This window comes from Moorella naiadis (nom. illeg.), from assembly GCF_051020825.1.
Taxonomy (GTDB): domain Bacteria; phylum Bacillota; class DSM-521; order Neomoorellales; family Neomoorellaceae; genus Neomoorella; species Neomoorella naiadis.
The window spans coordinates 16,571-30,817 of the sequence record NZ_JAXGFQ010000024.1 but is presented as its reverse complement, the minus strand read 5'-3'; the positions used below and the strand labels follow the sequence as shown (position 1 = coordinate 30,817).

The window sequence follows — 14,247 nt, the reverse complement described above, 5'->3', positions numbered from 1 at the left end:
GATAAACCTCTTTGCAGCAAACCTAACCTCCTGTCCGAAAACTACATACAGGCTTTATAAAGGGCAATTATGTCCTCAAGGTTAGACTGGCGCGGGTTAGTGGTATGAATACCACTGGCCACGGCATCCTGAGCCATAGCTGGGATGCGCTCCTCAGTAACCCCTACCTGGGTCAATCCTGCCGGGATCCCGATCTGCCGGCTTAACTGATAAACCGCTTCTGGAGCTCTGGCCGCCGCCGCCATCAGGGATAAGCCGTCGACCACTTCGCCCATTACCCTGGCAACCTCGGCATACTTCCGCGGTGCGCCCGCCAGGCTGAACTCCATCACTCGTGGTAGAACTATAGCACAAGCTACGCCGTGATGGACATTAAAATGGCCTCCCAGGGGATGCGCCATGGCATGAACATTACCCAACCGGCCATTGGCAAAGGCGATGGCGGCCCAAACACAGGCATGCTGCATGGCTGCTGCCGCCTCCAAATTCTTGCGGTTGGCATAAAACTGCGGCAAGTACTCGGCAGTTAACTTGATGGCTTCCAGGGCCAGGGTATCCGTCAGAACCGTACCTGCGGTAGAGGTATAAGCTTCAATAGCGTGAGTCAAGGTATCCATACCAGTGGCGGCCGCTATATGAGGTGGTAATGAAACCAGCATCTCTGGGTCTAGCAGTGCCACCCGCGGTGCCAATAAAGGTGAGCGAATGGAGATCTTATAGTTACGCTGGACGTCAGTTATTACGGAACTAAAGGTGACTTCGGCTCCGGTTCCGGCGGCCGTAGGGATAGCAATTAGCGGCGGGATGGCGTTCGGAACCTTATCTGCCCCTTCATACTGGCTTAAGGGGGCCGGATTGGTGCTTAATAACCCGATGGCCTTGCCTGTATCAATAGAGCTGCCGCCGCCGACAGCCACCAGGGCATCACATTCTTCGGCTTTAAATAAATCATAACCCTGTTCGATAATTTCTATGGTTGGGTTGGTCTGGATGGCATCGAAAATTACTGTGGCCAAATCCGAGGCCCGCAGAGAATCAAGGACCCGGTCCAACAGGCCGGCTTTTATTATGCCGGCATCGGTACATAAAAAGACTTTATGGCCGTTTATTCTTTTAATTTCAATCCCTACGGTAGACGCTTTACCAGGGCCAAAGACAACCTGAGTAGGACAGACGAAATTAAAGCCTTTCATTATATTGTTAAGCATCCTTTTTGCCTCCCGCTTATTTTTACCACCACTTGATCATTTCTGTAACCGCTTCCCGGATACGTACAAATTCCGGATCAGCAAAATTACGGGGTCGTGGCAGATCAACCTTAAGCTCGCTTTTTATAGTAGTAGGTTTGGGCGTCAATACCAGGATCCGCTCGGCCACATAAACAGCTTCCTCAATATTGTGGGTCACAAATATTACAGTGCTCTTTAGTTCTCGCCAAATACGAATAACTTCATCTTCAAGATAATAACGCAATTTTATGTCGAGCTGACCATAAGGCTCATCCATAAGCAATAAATCAGGGTTCATTGCAAAGGCTCTGGCAATCACCACCCTTTGATCCATACTTGCCGATAGCTGGCGGGGATAATAGTGACGGAAAGCTTTTAAACCCACCAGTTCAACCACCTGGTCTACACGTCTCTTTATTTCATCCTCCGGTAGTTTTTTCACCTCCAATCCGAAGCGGATATTTTCTTCCACCGTCTTCCAGGGCATAGTTGAGGGCTCCTGAAAAACAAAGGAAAGGTTGTGCTTGCGCGGGTTAGCCGGTTCTCCATCGATAAAAATCTCGCCCCTGGTTGCCGGTATAAGTTTAGTTAAAACGTTAAGAAAGGTTGTTTTACCGCAACCGGTAGGGCCGACGATACATAAAAACTCCCCCTGGTGAACATCGAAAGAAATATCGTTAAGTACTAAAAGATCCCCGAAACTCTTTGTTAAATTCCTTACCTGAACCTTTGCTTTACGTTCCCTAACATCCATATCATAATCGCTCCTTCAGTTAGAGGGCCAGATCAGTCTGTGCTGCGATTTCCTGGCGTAACTCTAAAAACCTGGGGTCGGTATACTGGCGTGGCCTGGGCAAATTGAGGCTATACTCTGCTTTAACTGTAGCCGGACAACGGCTAAAAAGTATTATACGATCACCCAGGTATACGGCTTCTTCAATGTTATTGGTAACAAACACCACAGTTCGTTTTGCCTGCTCCCAAATACGTAAAACCTCGTCTTCCATTTGGTAACGGGTCTGGGCATCGAGATGACCAAAGGGCTCATCCATAAGTAATACTTCGGGATCGTTTGTGTAGGCCCGGGCAATACCAACCCTTTGTTTCATACCCCCGGACAGCTGGTGCGGGTAGGCCTTCTCAAAGCCCTCCAGTCCAACCAGTTTAATATAGTAAGCGGCTTTTTCCTCTCTTTCTTTTTTGCCCACGCCCTGGAGTTTGGGACCCATAGCTACGTTTTCCATAACCGTCTTCCACGGAAAGAGGGCAATACGCTGAAAGATCATGCCCCGTTTAGGGCTGGGGCCGACAACCGGTTCTCCCTCGAGTAGTATTTCGCCGGATGTTGGTGTTTCCAGTCCGGCCATAATATTGAGAAACGTTGTTTTGCCACACTGTCCAGGACCCAGGATTACTAGAAACTCATTTTCGGCTACTGTCAGGTTGATATTATTTAAGACCTCAGTTATAGTACCGTTCAGGCCAAAAAAAGATTTCGAAAGGTGACTGCAACTTATTTTATTTTTACTCGCTCCTTTATTAGTTAAATGGATATTTCCCGTTTCCAAGGACAGACCCACCTTTCAACATAACGTAGGGCCAGGGCAATTAAAGCACCTACAGCTCCGATGATTAACATTCCGGTAATAATCATGGCCGGGTTGCTCATATCCATTCCCAATAGAATCAGGTAGCCGACCCCTTCCTGGGCGCCCACCATCTCGGCTGCCAGGACACACATCCAGCTAAGGCTCAGGCCGTTCTGTAACCCAGCAAAAATAGCGGGTAACGCCGATGGTATGGCTACTTCCGTAAATAATTGCCGTTGGTTAGCACCTAAAGTACGAGCGGCGTTTAACAAAAGTGGTTCTGTAAAACGAATACCCGTATAGGCGTTCATTACTGCTGGCACAAAAGCACCGATGAAGCAGATGAAGACCTTCGGCGTTTCATCAATGCCAAACCAGAGAATTGCAAGGGGGATCCACGCGATAGGAGGAATGGGACGGAAGATCTCAAAGATAGGCTTGACAATGGCGTCTACTTTCTTATTCCAGCCCATGAATAAACCCAGGGGAACGCCGATAATTACGGCTATGATATAGGCGGTTAATACCCGCCTCATGCTAGCCCAAACATGGCCATAAAGACTGGTTTTACCGATAGGTTTGGCCAGCATTGTTAAGAACTGGCTCATAACCGCTGTGGGCGCAGGTAAGGATTTGCCGAAATAACCACCACTAGCTATTGCTTGCCAGGCTATAATGATTATTATCAGGGAAATAAAAGGTAAAGCGCGGGAAACTGCAGACCGTGGTGATACCTTAGCTATCATTTTAGGACCTCCTCCAGGGAGCCAGTTTGCCTTCAAACCTTTCCAGGATATAAGCCATGGCCGCCCCGGTAAAACCGATGGTCAACATACCCACAATAATGACGTCCGGCCGCGCCAGGGTGCGGCCCATCTGGATCATATACCCCAGGCCTTGAGTAGCTGCCAGTAGTTCCGCTGCCACCAGGGTCATCCAGGCCGAACTTAAAGAAAGGCGTAAACCGGTAAAAACCATAGGTAAGGCTGAAGGCACACCTATTTTTAAAAAGGTTTCCCAGTTGGTGGCACCGAAGGTCCGGGCGACATTAATCAGCACCGGTTCTGTTAATTTAATCCCGGCATAAGAGTTAATAACGCTGGGGACAAAAGCCGACAGCCAGATGATAAAGGCTTTGGCCGGCAAGCCGATGCCGAACCACAAGATCGCCAGGGGAATCCAGGCAATCGGCGGGATGGGCCTGATTATCTCAAAGATTGGTTTTACGGCATCGTCTATTTTTTTATACCAACCCATGAGCAAGCCCAAGGGAACCCCGATAACTACCGCGGATATATACCCTGTCAGAGCCAGCAATAAACTGGTTTTAAAATGGGCCCCCAGGGTAGCCCCATCAGGGGCGCGGTTAAAAAGCTTTGACCAGAAAGTGGTCAACACTTCGGCCGGAGAGGCAAGTAAGGTTTTCGAGATGATGCCAAAATGAACAATTCCGTACCAAATAAGTAAAAATACAAGGAGACTGAGGATCGATAACCAGGCCAGGGAGTTCTGATGTGACCCTTTAACGTTAAGGCTGCTTTTAGGGGCTGCCGGCATTGATGTGCTCATTTATCCCATCCCTTTGCCAGATTTTCCGGCTGCCCCTTGACGGATAAGCGGCAGCCGGAAAAGGTAATTATCGTTTTAAATTTAATTTAAAAGTGAGGCTATTTCTTGTTTTCCTCATTGGCTACTAGTTTTAAGATTTTATCGGTAATATACCCTCCCTTTAAAAATTTATCTTTTTCGGCTTCGGTAATCCGTCCCTGGGCAACGAAGAAATCCGCCAGGCCAGCCATCCAATTCTCAACCTCGCTTGTACCCCCGTCCTTTTTGCTGAAAAGGGCTAACTGTTCCTTGGTATTGAATAGCGGCCGTAGTGTGAATTCCTGCGATAAAGCTTTTTGATCCAGGGTTAAACCATGTTCCTTATAATAGGCGTCAAGTATTTTAGCCGATTCTGTAGGGTTAGATTTCATCTCCTGGATACCTTTCATATAGAGCTTTAACCACTTGGCAACCTTCTCCGGGTTCTCTTCAAAAGCCTTTTTACTAGCTAATACAACTCCAGGTATCTTTACCCCCGCCCGTAATCCTGATGATATCTTGACCCAGCCTTTGCTTTGAGCAATATAATCATAAGGTGCCCAAAGTTGGACAACGTCGCCCTGACCGGCTTCAAAAGCGGCCATAGCCTGTGACTGCTCCATATGAACGAGTTTGACATCCTTTTCATCTAAACCGAGGGCCCGTAAAGTGGCAATAACGGCATAATGTCCCGTTGAGGCCGTGGTAAGGAGGATGGTCTTGCCTTTGAGGGTATCCGGTGAACCATAAATTTCGGGATATTTGGGGTTATAACCTTTAACCTTCAAAATGGGGCTATCCGGCCGCACCCAGAGATCATTAGTTTCAGATTCATCATTGGATATGGCAATAATATAGGCTCCGTAGCGGATGGCGGCCAGCATAGCCGGGACGGCACCCTCAGCTCCGACCTCCCATTTGTTGGAAGCCAGGGCCTCATTTTGTGGTGGGCCCGAAGGATAGAATTGAAAGTCAATTTTTAATCCCGCTTCTTTATCCCATCCCTTTTGCATGGCCATATAAGTAGGTAAGGCGTGAAGGCAGGGCTGATGGCTAACAGCAATTGTTTCCAGTTGAGTACCGGAATTGCCGCTGGTGCTGCTGGCGTTTGACCCTGATGATTTATTGCCGCCACAACCTGCCACCATTATGAATCCCAGTACTAGCGCCGTTATCACTAAAACGCCAACCTTAGGTATTTTCACCTTTTGAACCCCCTTTAATGTAAAGTTTCATATTATTTATTTAATGGCATCTTAAATTATTTATTGTCTATTCCACCTCCAGTATAATTATCACCCTTGATCCCCTTTTGCATCTATTCTGCCGGATCTAGCTAAAATTTTTTACGTCATAAAAATCACCCCTGTATTTTTATCGTTACCATTACGGTACATCTGCACCCAGAACTTATAACGATCTGGCCGGGCATAGTTATAGTACACCTCAATAGGGTGGTCACCGCTGGTGAACACTACCCGTTGGGTTACTAACAAGGGAGAGCCGGTCTTAATACCCAAAATCCCCGCCTCTTTACTACTGGCAGCTATAGCGGTAATGGTTTGCTCAGCCCGCTCAATCTTTATTCCCAACTTGTTTTCCAACCACTCGTAAATACCATGGGAGACAAGGTCATAAGTAGCTAATTGCCGCCCTACGTCAAGGGGTAAAAAACTACGGATATAAGTAAGGGGCATATCGTCGGCCTTTTGAATTTTATCGATTCGGAAAAGTTGTTGCGCCGCAAAGGTTGTTAGTTCCGGGTACCTGGCGAGGAGAACAGGGGTAACCTGGATAGCGCCCATTTTCAGAATATCCGCGCTGGGTTTGAGTCCCTGGGCATTCATTTCCTCAAAAAAACCCCGCAATTTACCCAGATTCTCCTGGGCCGTTTTGATAACATAGGTACCCCTTCCGGCCCGCCGTTCAATCAAGCCTTCACGTACCAGTTCCCCCAAGGCATGGCGTACGGTAGTAATGCTGACCCCGAACTCCTCCATGAGCTGCTTATCCGTGGGAAAAGGGTCGCCAACCTTCCATTTGCCGGCCATAAACTGCTGGAGCAATTGCTGGGTTATTTGCGAATGAAGGGGCAAAGGATTACTGCGATCAATCTCCATCTGTAAAACCTCGTCTTCTTGGCTAATTAGTAAATATACTAAGAATGATGGTTTATAATTATTATACAGTTCGGCCGCTTATCCGTCAATGGGGATGGTAAATTAATTTTTATAAATCTTCTCCATCTGCTATAATTATCCTTAGTCTTACAGACTTTTTATTGTCAGGTCCGTCTGACACCCGAGGAGCGCTGTACTACTGCCCGGGTGCCCGGCACTCACCACCAATAGCGTTAAGTTTACATGAAAATCTATGTTCTATCCCACAGTCATAGACGTGCAACCGTTAGAAGATTATACGTTAATTGTCACCTTTGATAACGGCCAAGTTAAAAAACACGATATGCAGCCCCTGATTACCAGGCCGCCCTTTAACCTTTAATATTTTGCGTGACCCCATTATTTTCAGCATGGTCCGGGTCGATGCCGGCGGTTACGGTATTAGCTGGAGCGATGAACTGGATTTAAGCGAGTATGAGCTCTGGAAGAATAGGAAATTAGTTACTAGCTACACCAATAGTTAAAGCGGGGCCTGCAGGCTCCGCTTTAACTTTCATACTTCTTATTTATAATAAACTGACCTATCTCCTAAGCGTGCAAATGCATGAGCTAGCGCAACTCCTGTCTGGCCCAGGGCAACCTGCTAGCCAACTGGTTGCCTGCCCACCAGATGGGCGAACCGGGCCTGGAGAGTTAGGTAATCAGGCAGGGGCCGGGTATTAGTAATCTCTTTAACGGTCAATCGTCCCTCTGCATACTCGGCCAGGGGCCATTGACCCGTCTGGACGGCCAGGCGGGCGAGTTTTACCGTCAAGTCGCTACGATAGCCCCACCCCGGTGGGCAGGGCGCCAGGACCTGGATGTAAGCCGGCCCCTCCACCGTCATGGCCTTCTGCACCTTGGTCAGGTAGTCCTGGGGGTAGCCGATGCTCGCCGTGGCTGCGTAAGGAATATTATGAGCGGCGACGATCCGCAGCATATCCTTCTTGGGCCGGTCCTCCCCCCGGCCTACGCTGCCTACCGGCGTCGTCGTGGTCCGCGCTCCCAGGGGGGTGGCGCCGCTCCGCTGCACACCGGTGTTCATGTAGGCCTCGTTGTCGTAACAGATAAAGATAAAGTTATCGCCCCGTTCGATAGCGCCCGATAAAGCCTGAAGCCCGATATCCACGGTGCCGCCGTCGCCGGCCAGGCCCACCACTTTAACCCCTGCCTTTCCCCGGCGGCGCAGGCCGGCCACCACCCCGGAGACGGCCGCCGCTGTGCTGGGGAAGGTCACATTGACGCAAGGTACTTTAAAGGCCAGCTGGGGGTAAAAGGTGGTTACGCCCAGGAGGCAGCTCGGGGTAGTAACAATCACTGTTTCCGGCCCCAGGACCTTCAGGGCCATGCGCACGGCCAGGATCCCGCCGCAACCGGCGCAGGCATAGGACCCCCGGACCAGTTCATCCTCGGGTAACTCCTTTATTTTAATCATGATGAAATCCTCCGTAAATAGACTTCCAGCCTTACTTCTGCCAGCCGCCGCGGAGAACTAGTTCTCCGCCCTGCTCCCGGTGCCGCAGCGCCTCCAGGCACTGGCGGTAAATACCGGCCAAATCCGCCGGGCCGATATCACGGCCGCCCAGGCCGCCGACAAAGCCGGCCACCAGGGGCGTACCTAGCCATCCGGTCGGGGCTCCCGATCCGCCCGGGATGCCGGAAGGCCCGGTTACCGGGAACTGACCCCGTCGACCCTCCAAAGCCTCACCTGACCCGGACGCCACCGGCGCCGGCGATCCGTAAAGGGCTGCTTTAACCTCCGTAGCCAGCACGCCCTCATAACCGAAGGAACAATCCCTATCCAGCACAGCCACCACCCCGGCTCCAGCCAAGGACGACCGCAGGTCGGCCGCCGGGAAGGGCCGGAAGCTCCGCAGGCGTAGGAGGCCCACCTGTTCACCCTGGCGGCGTAGGTCATCAACTACTTCCCGGGCCGTCCCGGCCGTAGCCCCCATCAGCACCAGGATCACATCCGCATCCTCACAAAAATAAGGGTCCACCAGACCGCCGTAAGTGCGGTCAAATTGGGCGCCGAACTCCCGGTCCACCTCTTTAATGACCTCCTGCGCCCGGAACATGGCCTGCTGCTGGTGATATTTAAAGGCCGGATAAAGCTCCGGGCCGGCGCCGACGCCAAAAACATACGGCCGCTCAGGGTCAACGGCATATGCCGCCTGGTAGGGCGGTAAAAAGCGATCCACGACTTCCTGGTCCGGTACGTCGACAATCTCCTCGGTATGGGAGAGGACGTAACCGTCCAGGCAGACCATAACCGGCGTCAACACCTCTGCATGGGCCGCAATTTTATAGGCCTGGAGGCAGGTATCCAGGGCCTCCTGGGCGGTCTCCACGTAGAGCTGGATCCAACCCGTATCGCGGCAAGCGATGGCGTCCTGGTGGTCGGCCCAGATGGTCCAGGGCGCCGCCAGGCCGCGGTTGGCCACGGCCATAACCAGGGGTACGCGACAGCCGCTGACGTAATGGAGCATCTCATACATGTAGGCCAGACCCTGGGAGGAAGTAGCGGTAAAAACCCGTGTCCCCGTTACGGCGGCGCCGTAACAGGCCGCAAGAGCGGCATGTTCCGACTCCACCCGTATGTAGTCCGCCGCCATGGAGCCGTCGGCGATAAATTCAGCAATCTTCTCCACAATGGTCGACTGGGGCGTAATGGGGTAGGCGGCCACTACCTCGGTCCGGGCCAGCCGGACGGCTGTTGCCACCGCCTCATTACCGTTCAGATAAGTGCGCACTGGCAGCACCTTCTTCCACCAGGGCCAGGGCCTGCCGGGGACACTCCGCCACGCAGATGCCGCAGCCCTTACAAAAATCTAAATCTAAAGCGACCGCCTGGTCCCCCCGGGTAAAACAGCCCTCCGGGCAAAAGAGCCAGCAGGTCAGGCAATTATTACACCGCCCGGGGTCCAGGACCGGCCGCTCCGTCCGCCAGGAACCGGTGGTAAACCCCAGGAAGGGAGTCGCCAGGTTGGGTCCTTTTTGTAAAATGTCTTCGGTTAACAAGGACATCACTCCGCCTCTATAGTTGCTAAACCGGCCATCAAATCGAAGGCCTGCCGGGCAACATCGCTATTTCTGGCTGCCAGCCTCTCCGGCAGCACGCCGGCGATGGCCCTGGTCACCGCTTCTACCGGGAGCAGCCCGCTCAATCCCGCCAGGGCCCCCACCATAGCCGTGTTGACTATGGGGACCCCCAGGACTTCCCGGGCCAGGTGGGTGGCATCCAGGTAATGGAACCCGGACCGGGACAAAACGCAGTTGTCGCGATTCTCGCGATCGTTAATCACTTTGCGATTGCTATTAATAAGTACTATGCCCCCCGGAGCCAGGCCGGCAAAGACATCGGTGTTTTCCAAGAGAGTCGCGTCCAGGACGACTATATAGTTGGGATTAGCGATCTGGCTGCGGTCGCGGATAGGCCGGTCGTCCAGGCGGGTAAAGGCCGTTACCGGCGCTCCCCGGCGCTCGGTACCAAAGGAAGGAAAAGACTGGGCGTACCAGCCGCCGTAGACGGCAGCCGCCAGGCCAAAGATCCGGGCTGCTGTGACGGCCCCCTGGCCGCCGCGGCCGTGCCAGCGAATTTGCAGCATTCTTCCACCTCCTGCTGACTATATTTTACCACCAGGTGATATTACTAGCAAGTAATATTTGTCGATAAAAAGGGCCACCTTAAGGTGGCCCGGTAAAGTGGTTGGGAAACCTGAGAGACACTCTTTTTGTGGATAAGGCTTAGAGGTTACAGGATTAGATTAGTTTCTTTTCTCCCGGGTGATCAAGTCTTTCAGGCGTTTCTCGTAAAAGCCCGCCAGTTCTTCGGCCGCCTCCTGGGAAAAGGCTTCGCTGTAAATATGATAATGGGGGGTCTCCCCGTCGGGGAGGACCAGGGACCAGCCCTTCCCGCGGCGGACTTGAACCCCGTCCAGGAGCTCCACCTGATCCGCCGGTTCCTCGCTAATAAGGGTGCGCATGACTCGGCCCTTGGCCTCCCAGGGGCAGGGCACGGTCCGGCTGGCGATATAAATCTCCGGCAGTTCGGCCGCTGCATGGTCCAGGCTCTCTTCCCGCCGGGCCAGCCAGTCCATCAGGTGCAGGAGGGCCGCCAGGGCGTCCATTTGCAGGTGCTGCTGGCCCAGCACCGCGGGACCCTGGTAATTTTCGCGGCTGGCGTCAACCTGCGACGGCTGCCTGCCGGCGTTAGTCCCCCCGCTAACCGGAGTGGTAACTGCAGCGATGCTTGCTGGCTGCCGCCTGCCAGCTTGGGTCTCCTCGTCCGCCCGGGCCATGGCCTCCTGATGAATACCGGGGTGGCTCTTGACCCGCTCCACCCGGCCACCCAGGTTTATAGCGATCCGTTCCACTACCCGCGGCGCCGTCACCGGCAGGACCAGGCTGGCCCCATGGTTGGACTCTAAGTAAACCCGGGCCATGAGGGCCATTTGTAGGGCCGGGTCTACCCGTCGCCCTTCACCGGTAAAAAGGATTAATTCCTCGCCGTTGGGGTCCAGGGCCGCCCCCAGGTCGGCGCCGTGGCGCCGGACCTCGGCAGCAAAATAGGGCAAATCGTCCTGGACCTGCTGCCAGGTTTTAGTGGGATCAAGATCCAGGCGAATAACGGTAGCCCCGGTCGCCTGGAGGACCTCCCCGGCCACCTCAGCCACCTGCCCCTGGCCCCCCAGGGCTATCCGCAGCGGTTTTTTCTTTAAACCATCATCACTCAGGCTGGCTACCAACCAGTCGCGATAAGCCTCCCGGAGGGCCGGGAAAGAGAGGCTGGCCCGTGCCTCCTGCACCTGGCGACCGTCTTCCCGCCAGTAGAGATTCTCGATCTTGCGGATGGCCCCGGGGTTCAGGTCATGGCCCCGGTCGTTTACCAGATGCAGTCGCACCTTATCCCCTTCCGCCGCATCCCGTTTGATATGGCAACCGCCGTCCAAGCCCAAGAAGCGGATGGCAAAACGGTGCATGGGGGTCAGCAAGGAGCCCAGGTCGGCCACCCTCACCCCGGCGGCCATCAGGCCGGCGGCCAGGGACTTATAAAGCATTTCCCCGGCACCGCCGGCAAAGGTGCTCAGGCCCACCGTCGCCCCCGCCGGGAAACTGGACCCATAGGCCATCCCCAGGCGGGTCACCTGGAAGGGGGTGATATCGCCGTAGAGGTATCCGGTAACCTGACTGCCGGCAAAGAGGGGTCGCGCCAGGCCCCGGCCCCAGATAAGGCTTTCGTGGACCACCGTTTCCCGGCCCAGACACTTTTCCGGCCAGACCTTGACCTCCGGCCGCACCTCGGCCCCGGCATCCACCTGGCTGCCATCACCAATGACGGCCCCCTCATACACCTGGGCGCGGCGCTGCAGGCTGGCCCGGCTGCAAACCACCGCCCCCCGCAGGCCGGCCCCGGCACCGGCATAGACGTTATCCCACAGGATGGAGCGTTTGATGGTGGCGCCCTCTTCTACCCGGGTGTAGGGACCCAGGACGGTAAAAGGGCCCACGACGGCGCCGGTGGCAATCCGGCAACCGCCACCGATGAGCACTGGGCCTTCAACCCGGGCCCCGGGGGCGATCTCCACCCCTTCACCCGTTACCACGCCGCCGCCCTGGTCCTCGCCCACTACCTGGACTTTTACCCGGCCCCGCAAGATATCCTCCTGGGCCTGGCGGTACTGGCTCAGGTTACCCATGTTAAACACAGATGTACCCGCAAGTTAGCCGGGAGCATCTAATTGTTTGGCAATTTCAGCTTCGGGGGCAAACGTAGCGAATACCGTGACTCGCAGGTTTTTACCCTTGCCACTTACGCTTACTTGTTTGACCAACATCCTGATTAAGGCTTTTTTTTGGTCAAAAACAAGTTCATCCAGGCGAGATAAAAATTTCGCGGCCTGACCATATATTTCCTTCGCTTTAGTTTCTGTAACCGCATTTTTATATAAAGCGGCCTCGATTTCTTTTTTGCGGACTAATAATTGTTTTTCTCTGCTTTTTAGATCTTGCAGTATTTTTGAGGTTTTGCCGTCGAGTTCAAGAAGACCTGCTGCCAGGGCGTTTCTAATATTATCGCGTCCTTTTTCCACTTCTGCCAAGTGTTTATTTATCGTTTCAAGATCAGTTTTTAACTCTTTTTCTTTCGAGCGTTCTCTGACCTCTTTTATTAAGGCTTCCGGGTTATTTAACCACGCGCAAACTTGCTCCCAGACAATTTGTTCCAATAAATCGGCATTTATTCTTTTAATTGGCCTGCAACCGTAATTTATGGCTCCTGCTTCCGTGTGAACGCATGTATAACAGCGAATTTTTTTCCCATTTTTTTCTGTCCTGAGATAGCCGTGCATATTATTTCCACAGTCAGTGCAGGTCACCAAACCAGATAGCAAATATTTTTCTTTTGAGCAACCGCTCCACAAACGGCGCACTTTCTGTGTTTTTTCTTGGGCTTTATCCCATGTTTCTTTATCGATTAAAGCCGGTACGGGAATAGGTATCCACTCTTCTGTCGGCCTTTTTTTCTCTTTGATCCTGTTTTCTATCGGCAAAAATTTATTATAACCCATACCTTGGCAATTCCGGCGGTTATAATAAAATATTCCAATATAGACAGGGTTGCTTAAAATAGTTTTAATCACTCGTCTTTGCCACGTTTTATTGCCTTTTCTGCTGGGAATGCCGTATTCAGCCAGGCGCGTGACGATTGTATTAAACCCAACGTTTTCGGTCGTAAACCAGCGGTATATCATGCGCACGATTTCCGCTTCGACGGGATGGGGTTTTAACTCGCCGTTTTCAAATATATAACCGTAAGGGTTAGCGTTAATAGGTATGCCGCCTTGTTTTGCTTTTTGCAATTTGCCCCGCGTCGTGCGCTCTCGTATTTTTTCTTTTTCAAATTCGGCAATGGCACCGCGCAGCGCATAGAAAAGGCGCCCGTCAGGGGTATTCTGCCATTCAAAATTGACAAAATCCAACTGTACACCGGATTTCTCAATTTCGTCGGTGACGAGTAACTGGTGGGCCAAGTTGCGGGATAAACGGTCGGGATCGTAACATACCACAAGATCTACCTGGCTGGCTTTGACGCTTTGGCGCAGCGCCGTAAGACCCGGCCTTTCCAGAAGTTCTCCTGATACGCCTTCATCTGCAAATTCCAATATTTCGCTGGCTCCCAATTCTAAAGCCCTGGCCTTGCAGGACTCTTTTTGATCGTGCAAAGAATATCCGTGTTTTGCCTGGTCTTCGGTAGATACCCTCACATATATAGCGGCTCTCATTGCCGTCTATCTCCTGCCGTCCTGAATTCTTGACCCATCTCAGCTTCAAACAAATTAGCCAGCAAGGCAAAAGCATCTTTTAATCTCGTCGCGCCATTATTTTTATCATAAACCACAAACACTTCAGGCTTCACCCTTTCATCACCCCGGATGGGAGTATTCCCATGCCGGTTTATTCGTAATCGTACCGGAAGCAATGTTTTTAACCTCCTCATCATATTCTACATAAAGAGCAAAAATCCTACCGGAGCCAGCTCATCATATAATCTTAGAATATAAGTAAGCTTATGCGTTGAGTTTGGACAAAATCTATGCTATAATAGTTCTGGTAAGGTTGTCCATCATATCCCCCCTTCTCTTGTTTTTCAATGATTACCGTGATTTAATCAGGAGTGACTGC

At 52.4% G+C, this 14,247-nt stretch carries 15 protein-coding genes; 1 reads left to right on the top strand and 14 read right to left on the bottom strand.

Features of this window, described 5'->3' with window-relative positions; genetic code table 11:
- Window positions 1–41 precede the first annotated feature (41 nt).
- The 7 genes from SDD30_RS13415 to SDD30_RS13385 all read right to left on the bottom strand — a co-directional run bounded on the left by SDD30_RS13415 (window position 42) and on the right by SDD30_RS13385 (window position 6,525).
- On the bottom strand, window positions 42–1,208 hold the full coding sequence (locus SDD30_RS13415) for an iron-containing alcohol dehydrogenase (protein WP_434075434.1): 1,167 nt from the start codon (window positions 1,206–1,208) through the stop codon (window positions 42–44).
- Between the two features lie 22 nt (window positions 1,209–1,230).
- Window positions 1,231–1,983 carry an ABC transporter ATP-binding protein gene (locus tag SDD30_RS13410; RefSeq protein WP_434075433.1) on the bottom strand — a complete coding sequence of 251 codons (753 nt, stop codon included), beginning with the start codon at window positions 1,981–1,983 and terminating at the stop codon, window positions 1,231–1,233.
- Window positions 1,984–2,002: 19 nt separating this feature from the next.
- A complete protein-coding gene (locus SDD30_RS13405; RefSeq protein ID WP_434075432.1) occupies window positions 2,003–2,797 on the bottom strand; it encodes an ABC transporter ATP-binding protein in 795 nt (264 codons plus the stop codon).
- Window positions 2,773–3,564 carry an ABC transporter permease gene (locus SDD30_RS13400; protein ID WP_434075431.1) on the bottom strand — a complete coding sequence of 264 codons (792 nt, stop codon included), beginning with the start codon at window positions 3,562–3,564 and terminating at the stop codon, window positions 2,773–2,775. The genes SDD30_RS13405 and SDD30_RS13400 overlap by 25 nt, the downstream gene beginning before the upstream one ends.
- A 1-nt stretch (window position 3,565) precedes the next feature.
- On the bottom strand, window positions 3,566–4,387 hold the full coding sequence (locus SDD30_RS13395) for an ABC transporter permease (protein ID WP_434075430.1): 822 nt from the start codon (window positions 4,385–4,387) through the stop codon (window positions 3,566–3,568).
- A gap of 98 nt (window positions 4,388–4,485) precedes the next feature.
- A complete protein-coding gene (locus tag SDD30_RS13390) occupies window positions 4,486–5,610 on the bottom strand; it encodes an ABC transporter substrate-binding protein (protein ID WP_434075429.1) in 1,125 nt (374 codons plus the stop codon).
- Between the two features lie 141 nt (window positions 5,611–5,751).
- Window positions 5,752–6,525 carry a GntR family transcriptional regulator gene (locus tag SDD30_RS13385; protein WP_434075428.1) on the bottom strand — a complete coding sequence of 258 codons (774 nt, stop codon included), beginning with the start codon at window positions 6,523–6,525 and terminating at the stop codon, window positions 5,752–5,754.
- Between the two features lie 253 nt (window positions 6,526–6,778).
- On the opposite strand from SDD30_RS13385, the gene SDD30_RS13380 reads away from it, so the two are divergent.
- A complete protein-coding gene (locus SDD30_RS13380; RefSeq protein ID WP_434075427.1) occupies window positions 6,779–6,907 on the top strand; it encodes a DUF2442 domain-containing protein in 129 nt (42 codons plus the stop codon).
- 261 nt (window positions 6,908–7,168) lie between these two features.
- Here SDD30_RS13380 and SDD30_RS13375 read toward each other — a convergent pair whose 3' ends face one another.
- From SDD30_RS13375 to SDD30_RS13345, 7 genes are all read right to left on the bottom strand, one after another.
- Entirely contained in the window at window positions 7,169–7,999 is an 831-nt protein-coding gene (locus SDD30_RS13375; protein ID WP_434075426.1) for a thiamine pyrophosphate-dependent enzyme, read from the bottom strand.
- 31 nt (window positions 8,000–8,030) lie between these two features.
- The gene (gene porA / locus SDD30_RS13370) at window positions 8,031–9,317 is read right to left on the bottom strand and encodes a pyruvate ferredoxin oxidoreductase (protein WP_434075425.1); all 1,287 of its coding nucleotides are present in this window, start codon (window positions 9,315–9,317) and stop codon (window positions 8,031–8,033) included.
- On the bottom strand, window positions 9,295–9,591 hold the full coding sequence (locus tag SDD30_RS13365; RefSeq protein ID WP_434075424.1) for a 4Fe-4S binding protein: 297 nt from the start codon (window positions 9,589–9,591) through the stop codon (window positions 9,295–9,297). The genes porA and SDD30_RS13365 overlap by 23 nt, the downstream gene beginning before the upstream one ends.
- Window positions 9,591–10,172 carry a 2-oxoacid:acceptor oxidoreductase family protein gene (locus SDD30_RS13360; protein ID WP_434075423.1) on the bottom strand — a complete coding sequence of 194 codons (582 nt, stop codon included), beginning with the start codon at window positions 10,170–10,172 and terminating at the stop codon, window positions 9,591–9,593. Before SDD30_RS13360 ends, SDD30_RS13365 begins: the two co-directional genes overlap by 1 nt.
- A gap of 159 nt (window positions 10,173–10,331) precedes the next feature.
- Entirely contained in the window at window positions 10,332–12,263 is a 1,932-nt protein-coding gene (locus SDD30_RS13355) for a GlgC family sugar phosphate nucleotidyltransferase (RefSeq protein WP_434075451.1), read from the bottom strand.
- Between the two features lie 24 nt (window positions 12,264–12,287).
- On the bottom strand, window positions 12,288–13,847 hold the full coding sequence (locus SDD30_RS13350) for a recombinase family protein (protein ID WP_434075422.1): 1,560 nt from the start codon (window positions 13,845–13,847) through the stop codon (window positions 12,288–12,290).
- Window positions 13,844–13,981 (bottom strand): hypothetical protein, encoded by a 138-nt coding sequence (locus tag SDD30_RS13345; protein ID WP_434075421.1) that lies wholly within the window; start codon window positions 13,979–13,981, stop codon window positions 13,844–13,846. Before SDD30_RS13345 ends, SDD30_RS13350 begins: the two co-directional genes overlap by 4 nt.
- Between the last annotated feature and the right edge of the window lie 266 nt (window positions 13,982–14,247).

Bases quoted from the DNA above. Each gene is read 5' to 3' on its own strand.
- SDD30_RS13395 (WP_434075430.1), bottom strand. From the start codon at position 4,387: ATGAGCACATCAATGCCGGCAGCCCCTAAAAGCAGCCTTAACGTTAAA.
- SDD30_RS13415 (WP_434075434.1), bottom strand. From the start codon at position 1,208: ATGCTTAACAATATAATGAAAGGCTTTAATTTCGTCTGTCCTACTCAG.
- SDD30_RS13355 (WP_434075451.1), bottom strand. From the start codon at position 12,263: ATGGGTAACCTGAGCCAGTACCGCCAGGCCCAGGAGGATATCTTGCGG.
- SDD30_RS13360 (WP_434075423.1), bottom strand. From the start codon at position 10,172: ATGCTGCAAATTCGCTGGCACGGCCGCGGCGGCCAGGGGGCCGTCACA.
- SDD30_RS13410 (WP_434075433.1), bottom strand. From the start codon at position 1,983: ATGGATGTTAGGGAACGTAAAGCAAAGGTTCAGGTAAGGAATTTAACA.
- SDD30_RS13385 (WP_434075428.1), bottom strand. From the start codon at position 6,525: ATGGAGATTGATCGCAGTAATCCTTTGCCCCTTCATTCGCAAATAACC.
- SDD30_RS13365 (WP_434075424.1), bottom strand. From the start codon at position 9,591: ATGTCCTTGTTAACCGAAGACATTTTACAAAAAGGACCCAACCTGGCG.
- SDD30_RS13400 (WP_434075431.1), bottom strand. From the start codon at position 3,564: ATGATAGCTAAGGTATCACCACGGTCTGCAGTTTCCCGCGCTTTACCT.
- SDD30_RS13350 (WP_434075422.1), bottom strand. From the start codon at position 13,847: ATGAGAGCCGCTATATATGTGAGGGTATCTACCGAAGACCAGGCAAAA.
- SDD30_RS13380 (WP_434075427.1), top strand. From the start codon at position 6,779: ATGTTCTATCCCACAGTCATAGACGTGCAACCGTTAGAAGATTATACG.
- SDD30_RS13375 (WP_434075426.1), bottom strand. From the start codon at position 7,999: ATGATTAAAATAAAGGAGTTACCCGAGGATGAACTGGTCCGGGGGTCC.